The 6563-nt window shown below is 42.4% G+C and carries 6 protein-coding genes; 5 read left to right on the forward strand and 1 reads right to left on the reverse strand.

The genetic code is table 11. The features are described from left to right. Positions 1-159: 159 nt before the first annotated feature. The 5 genes from F0249_RS19445 to F0249_RS19470 all read left to right on the forward strand — a co-directional run bounded on the left by F0249_RS19445 (position 160) and on the right by F0249_RS19470 (position 4414). Positions 160-891, forward strand: a complete 732-nt coding sequence (locus F0249_RS19445; RefSeq protein WP_171757565.1) for a hypothetical protein — start codon at positions 160-162, stop codon at positions 889-891. A 225-nt stretch (positions 892-1116) separates the two neighbouring features. Beyond that, on the forward strand, positions 1117-1752 hold the full coding sequence (locus F0249_RS19450; protein ID WP_171757566.1) for a CatB-related O-acetyltransferase: 636 nt from the start codon (positions 1117-1119) through the stop codon (positions 1750-1752). A gap of 151 nt (positions 1753-1903) precedes the next feature. Further along, positions 1904-2218 (forward strand): hypothetical protein, encoded by a 315-nt coding sequence (locus F0249_RS19455; protein ID WP_253825354.1) that lies wholly within the window; start codon positions 1904-1906, stop codon positions 2216-2218. Between the two features lie 843 nt (positions 2219-3061). Continuing rightward, entirely contained in the window at positions 3062-3874 is an 813-nt protein-coding gene (locus F0249_RS19460) for a hypothetical protein (protein WP_171757567.1), read from the forward strand. A 135-nt stretch (positions 3875-4009) separates the two neighbouring features. Further along, positions 4010-4414, forward strand: a complete 405-nt coding sequence (locus F0249_RS19470; RefSeq protein WP_171757568.1) for a DUF1801 domain-containing protein — start codon at positions 4010-4012, stop codon at positions 4412-4414. An 891-nt stretch (positions 4415-5305) separates the two neighbouring features. Here the strand turns inward: F0249_RS19470 and F0249_RS19475 are convergent. Further along, positions 5306-6460, reverse strand: coding sequence for an IS110 family transposase (locus F0249_RS19475; protein WP_136995991.1), 1155 nt, complete (start codon positions 6458-6460; stop codon positions 5306-5308). Between the last annotated feature and the right edge of the window lie 103 nt (positions 6461-6563).

The following is a 6563-nucleotide window of genomic DNA, read 5'->3' on the forward strand; positions in this document are numbered from 1 at the left end:
CTCTGTCGTGCGGGCAATATAACAAAGCATTTAAGAGGGATTCTCAACGCTTGGCATTTTTGCATCTACTTCAAATTTAGTGTTTACGGTACAATGCTTTAGGTGGGGTGGAGGCGTTGTTCACCCCTTAATGCGGCGTTATGCAGAAAAAGAGGACATATGGCAGAGTTCAATAAGCTTGAAGTTGGTCAAAGCAAAGAGTTAACTCTAGTTCAAAAGGTTTCCACTCTTTACGGAAATTCGGCAGTAACAAGAGGGTTAATGATGATGCTCCCTATTGGAGGTATTATTGATGCTTTCGTAACAATGCCATCTACTAAATATGCTCAGGAGCGCATTAATACACTAATTGGTGAGCTTCAGTCACAGTTAGCAAAGCTTGAAAGCGTAGTGTTAAGTTCTGACTCAGAAGAACAGTTTATGCTTTTAACTTCTAAAGCGTGTCAAATGGCTTTGACTAGCCGTACCGAAACAAAGATTAAATGGCTAGCAACAGTGCTTTCTAACTCAGTCAAACATACTGAAGCATGGGATGAAACTGAAGCTATGTTGGATTTTGTAGCTTCTTTAACCGAAAGTCATATAGTTATTCTAAAAACAATATCCGACCTAGAGCCATCATTCCTTGAAGCATTCAAAGGTATGCGAGTTGCAGCCCTCGAAGAAAAAGTTAAAACAGGTTTCAATCAAGAAGTTTATCCAATCGAGTTGCTACAAGAGTTAATTCCTTCAATTAACGAAATTGCTCTAAAAGTCTATTGTGCAGATCTAATCGCCAAAGGGCTTCTAGCTGATGAGGGAGTAGGGCGTTGGTCAGGAAAGCCTTTAACTATTATCAGGGCTACTGAATCTACAAGCTGGTTCTTAAAGTGGTTGGAAAATTCTGCATAACAAGAGCATTTAAGAGTGATTCGCAACGCTTGGCGTTTTCGCTTCGCTCAAGTATAGCCAAGCGCCGCTCACACCTTAATGCGGCGTTATGTGCTATCATCAATTTCTTCCACTTTACGGTGTTTTTTATGAAACTTATTCCTCTTTTAAAGCAGCCTCGCATTCACTGACGGCATAGTGTTATTTCAATAATTCTTGTTATTTAACATTTGCTTGAGGTCTCGTATGCAAAAAAAGCATTGGTCAAAATTTCAGTTACTCCATGAGGTGGTAACTAACCCTAATATTTCTATCAAAGGTACTCACAGTTATTACAGTGATTGCTGGGATAGCGGGTTTGAAGAATCTGTTGTTCGATATCTTCACGGTGATGAAGTTAGTCGTAATTGGGAACCAAGGTGGAAAATAGATAAGCTCCATATTGGTGATTATGTTTGTATTGGTGCAGAAGTGGTTATCTTAATGGGTGGTAATCATACCCATAGAGCGGATTGGTTCTGCTTGTACCCATTTATGGATTACATTGATGAAGCTTATATCGGTAAAGGTGATACCTTTATCCATGATGGTGCGTGGCTCGGGATTAGGTCAATGGTTATGCCTGGCGTAACTATTGGAGAAGGTGCGATAGTTGCAGCAAATAGCGTAGTAACCAAAGATGTCGCTCCCTATAGTGTTGTTGGAGGAACGCCCGCGAAATTAGTTAAATATCGTTTTGATGAACCGATTGTTGTTGAGCTACTGCAAATGCGAATCTACGATTGGCCTTTGGAGAAGTTTGAAGCATTAAAGCGGTATCTGTGTGCCTCGGACATTCAGCAACTGAAGAGTGCAGCTTTGGCGTATGATGGTCAAAAATAGCACATAACAAAGCGTTTAAGAGTGATTCCTCACGCTTGGCAGTTTCGCTTCGCTCAAGTATAGCCAAGCGTGCATCACACCTTAACGCGGCGTTATGTGAATACTCGGGTTCAGTCTTCCTAGATTAAAATTAACGGACAAAATTTAATATATGAAATACTTATATCGTGGTGCAAATATCCATTTCTTCAATGAACGAGATGGAAAACTCATCCCTAAAACGCCACACGAAAATTTTTGTGCGCCTGTATATATGGGATCTCCTCATGCGACTATGGGATCAGGAATTACCATGGGAGCTTCAACAATTAATACTGCGATACTTCATCAGCTGGAACAAAAAGGCTATCCAACTTCTGGTCTTTCATTCACACCATACTTTGAACGAGCTGAATATTATGCAACAAAAAATGGTAGCTGTAATGGCTATGTTTACAAAATCGATATAGGTTTGCTTGAAAAATAAGGTGTTTCTATCATTTCTGTTAATGAGCATATCGAACATCCTGCAATACCAGAAGATAATGAACATATATTGGTAGCTAATGACTTCGGTGAAATCCCACGAGACGTAGTCGTAGAGTTGATTAGTGTATAGAGAACATTCACATAACAAAGCGTTTAAGACGGATTCCCAACGCTCGGCGTTCTCGGTTTGATTCAGCTTTAGTGTTTACGGCACAATGGTTTAGGTGTGGTGTTCTGCGTTGCTCACCACTTAACGCGGCGTTATATTGCATAAGATTCAAAGGGTTAAATTATCCGTTTACCTTTGTTCTGCGTTCGAGCTACACACCTGTTCGTTTCGTGAAAGTTGCCATCAAAATGACCATCGCACGTAGAAAGTGTGGCGGTTAATTAGCTGCAACGTCACGCAAGTCTCCTCGTTAGTAAGTTTCGCTGGCTCAAGTTCATTTTGCGCGGCTTCTTTTTTGGGGGGGGGGGTAATTGAAAATGGTGGCTTCAGCGCACTTTGCTGTCAGGTTTCTCGCTCGAATTCTTTGTCACTTTGGCTAATCGAATTTCTCCAATCTCAACTCATTTCGTTTCTTAGCCAAGTGCGTTCTGTTGTTTATGGTTGAGTTTCGAACTTCCGTTTTACTTCTGAGTTCAGAACCAGTAGATTTGTAACCAATTCAGCACGTTGGCGCTAAACTTGACTCTGTCGTGCGGGCAATATAACAAACAATTTAAGAGTGACTCCTAACGCTTGGCGAGTTCACTCCGGTTTGAATCTAGTGTTTACGGCGTAATGGTTTAGCGTGGGTGTTATAGCGTTGTCGCACCTTAATTGGGCGTTATACATTTAATGAAAGGTGGAACTTTGAGGTTAGGTCAATGCGGTCTTTGTTTAGAACACAAAGAGTTAAGAAATAGTCATCTTATGCCAAAGGCGCTTTATAAAAAACTGAAAGGGGCTTTCGACGGTGATGATCTAGTTTTAAATCAAAGCCATGATAAATCATCAATCTATACTGACTTTCAAGTTACTTCACATTTTCTTTGCTCTGAGTGTGAATTGCGCTTTTCTCGCCTAGGGGAAAATTCTGTCGTGTCAGAGTGCCATGCTGGCACTGGTAAGCTCCCGCTTCTAGAGCGCCTCAAAAGTGCAAAGCAATTTGCTAGTATCAAAGGAGAGTGTTGGTTTAACCCAATCCAGAATGATTTCCCTAATACTGACTGCTATCTATATTTTGCAGCAAGTATCGTTTGGCGCGCTTCTGCTTGGCCAATGGAAAAAAATGCTAATCAAAAGTCACTGGGTTCTCGTTACCAAGAAGAATTCCGTCGTTACCTCCTTGGGGAGCAAGAGTTTCCTTCGAACGCATATCTAGCGGTTTACGTAGATACCGATGAAGATATTATGCCCAAAATCTCTTTTCCCACTTCATCCAAAAAATTAGGTTATCACCATCATATATTTTACATTCCTGGTGTTAAATTTAGCTTAGTTGTAGGTGAAAATGTCGGAGAAATTAAACACTTGAGTTCGGCGGAAGCTACGAAAGCGTTTTTTATTTCTTATAGTTTTAAAAAGCATCCGGATTATCAGTTTATGGTTCGTGAGCTGCTCCAAGAGTACAAACCTAAAGGACGGTTGGCGCGTGAACAAAATGTATAACAATCTGTTTAAGAGGGATTCGCAACGCGTGGCATTTTCACTATGCGTTGGTTTTAGTGTTTAAGGCGGTATGCGGCGACTTCGGTATTGCGTTGCTCACCCCTTAACAGGGCGTTATGTGAATTGGAGGTTTCAGTGGACAAGGTAGTAGAAAATCGTTTCGACGAGTACCCAGAAAATGTTCGAGTTCGGCTCGAAGAGTTGCGTTCTCTAATCCTAAAACTCTCTTCGGACTTAGACTTAGGTGAAGTTGAAGAGTCTTTGAAATGGGGTGAGCCAAGTTACAGCGTAATGACGGGTAGCCCAGTACGTATTGACTGGAAATTAAAGTCACCAAACAGCTATTACATATTCTTCAACTGCCAAACGAAACTTGTCGACACATTTCGAGAGTTGCATGGCGATGTATTGCAGTTTCAAGGTAATAGAGCAATCGTATTAAGCTTATCAGAGCCATTGCCAGCATTAGAGCTCGAACAATGCTTAGAGCTTGCCTTAACATATCAACAACGAAAAAACTTGCCGCTTCTTGGCGCGTGATAGGTATTCACATAACAAAGCGTTTAAGACGGATTCCCAACGCTTGGCATTTTCGGCTTACTTTGAATTAAGTGTTTATGTCACAATGGTTTAGGTATGGTGGTTGCGTTGCTCACCACTTAACGCGGCGTTATATTGCATAAGATTCAAAGGGTTAAATTATCCGTTTATCTTTGTTCTGCGTCCGAACTACACACCTGTTCTTTTCGTGAGAAATGCCATCAAAATGGCCATCGCACGTAGAATGTTTGTCGGTTAATTAGCTGCAACGTCACGCAAGTCTCCTCGTTAGTAAGTTTTGCTGGCTCAAGTTCATTTTGCGCGGCTTCTTTTCGTGGGTACTTCATTGAGAATTGTGGCTTCAGCGCACTTTGTTGTCAGGTTTCTCGCTCGAATTCTTTGCTATTCTGGCTCTTCGAATGACTCCAATTTCAGCTCATTTCGTTTCTTAGCCAAGTGCGTTTTGTTGTCTATGGTTGAGTTTCGAACTATCCGTTTTACTTCTGAGTTCAGAACCAGTAGATTTGTAACCAATTCAGCACCTTGACGCTAAACTTAGCTCTGTCGTGCGGGCAATATAACAAACAATTTAAGAGTGACTCCCAACGCGTGGCGAGTTTACTCCGATTTGAAATTTGTGTTTACGGTGTAATGGGTTAGCTTGGGTGTTATAGCGTTGTCGCACCTTAATTGGGCGTTGATATGACCCCCTTTGTCAAATATAAGCGTAGAAGTTTCTGCTCCCACATTTCAGAGCCTTTTGTTTATTTTGGGATAGTGTTAACGCATAGATGAAGTTCAATAAAGCGTGAGCTTTATTGCCGTCCTAACGCCGTCGGTGGTTGCGCCACACCCGATGCTTCATCCAATGCGATAACACTAATTCTTTTCTCATGCCGGTAGCCTTGCTATTCGAGCTTTTGGATCGGCTTCGCTTACGACTACTTCTCTTGCGATTGCCCAGATGTAAGCGATCATCTCTCGTGCTATTGCAGCGACGACGATATTTCTGTGTTTACCTTTTTGCAGTAAACGCTGGTAACGACGGCATAACCTTTGTTGTGCGTGCCAAGCAATATCGACAATCTCTTTCGGTAGACCTTCTTGTCTTCGTTGCAATTCAACTGAGATGTTTGCTTTGTGTTTATAAGTGTGAGCGCCCTCGATGAGTAATCGCCTCGCTCGACTATTACCACACTTGGTTAAACTGCCGCGTCGAGTTTTCCCACCGCTGGAACTTTCGGTAGGCACTAACCCTAGGTAAGCCATGAGTTTTCTGGGGTGGTCGAAACGGCGTAAATCGCCCAGTTCAGCAATGGTGCCGAGAGCGACGAGAAGTCGCACGCCCCGCATCGCTTGGATCGCTTTCACGACAGGATAGTAGCGCCAGTTTTTTACTTGATGGAGCAGCTCATTGTCCATCCGTTGTAACCTTTGCATTCGCTCACTGATGGTGATGATCATTTCTTGAAGCACTATTTGCTGGCTATGGTGAGGTAAAATGAGGTCTGTTAGCCACCGTAGATGCTTTTTAGACCAGTTATCGTTTACCGTCGCTTGAATGTTATTACGAAGAAGAAAGCCTTTTAGTTGGAACTTCGCATCTTTTAAGTCCTTCATGGCCGTTTCTCGGGCTCGGGAAAGATCGCGAATGGCTTCATCTTCCGCTTCGGGCACGTAAATAGGAGTCAGCTCTTCGGCCTTAAAAAGTTGAGCCAGCTTTGCTGCATCCCGTTTGTCAGTTTTTACTCGGTCGCCGGATTTCTTGGGAATAAGTGAAGGGGCGATAACATAACAACAGTGACCAAGACTGGTCAGTAAGCGGTATGTCCAGTACCCACATGGCCCCGCTTCATAAATGAAGTGAAGTGTGGCTTTTGGATATTTCGATTGCAACTGTTGTGCGAGTTTAATGAGGGCGGACTTATTGGACTTTATCCGTCCTAAATGCTCAGGTTTAGCCCCGCGTTGCTCTTGCAAGGTGGCGACTTGGATAAATGATTTATGCGTATCTAAGCCAATAAAAATTATGCTATCGTTATTCATGCTAGTCTCCAAATTTAGCTGTTTGACACACTAATTATGGCTCTGGCTTTAAGCTAACCCACGAAATTGGAGGCTAGCACCTCGTGGGGGTCATTATGTCTAT

Origin of the sequence: Vibrio sp. 03-59-1, from assembly GCF_013114135.1 — a bacterium.
Classification (GTDB): domain Bacteria; phylum Pseudomonadota; class Gammaproteobacteria; order Enterobacterales; family Vibrionaceae; genus Vibrio; species Vibrio cortegadensis.